The organism is Roseateles sp. P5_E1 (genome assembly GCF_054049335.1).
Map to the genome: position 1 here is coordinate 1 of NZ_JBFUMN010000523.1, position 506 is coordinate 506.

A 506-nucleotide genomic window follows, 5' to 3' on the forward strand; every position below is an offset into this window, starting at 1 on the left:
GGCCAGGCCAACCCGTCGCCGCCGGTGGGTCCTGCCCTCGGCCAGCGCGGCCTGAACATCATGGAGTTCTGCAAAGCGTTCAACGCGGCGACCTCCAAGCTSGAGCCGGGTCTGCCGRYSCCGGTCATCATCACGGCCTATTCCGACCGTACCTTCACCTTCGTCACCAAGTCGACCCCGGCTTCGGTGCTGCTGAAGAAGGCTGCCGGCATCCAGTCCGGCTCCAAGCGCCCGAACACCGAGAAGGTGGGCAAGGTCACCCGCAAGCAGCTGGAAGACATCGCCAAGGCGAAGGAAGCCGACCTGACTGCGGCCGATCTGGACGCGGCGGTGAAGACGATTGCGGGCTCCGCCCGTTCCATGGGTCTGGTGGTGGAGGGCTAAGTCATGGCAATGAACAAGCGACAGAAGGCCATCCTGGCCGCAGTGGTTCCGGGCAAGGCCTACGGCTTCGATGAAGCCATCAAGATCATCAAGACCTCGACCAAGGCCAAGTTCGTCGAGTC

1 protein-coding gene is annotated in these 506 nt (G+C 63.5%); it reads left to right on the forward strand.

Going from position 1 to position 506, the window contains the following annotated elements:
- On the forward strand, positions 1 to 384 hold a 384-nt coding region (gene rplK, locus ACXJKJ_RS32435), incomplete at its 5' end, for a 50S ribosomal protein L11 (protein ID WP_457395877.1).
- Positions 385 to 506: the final 122 nt, after the last annotated feature.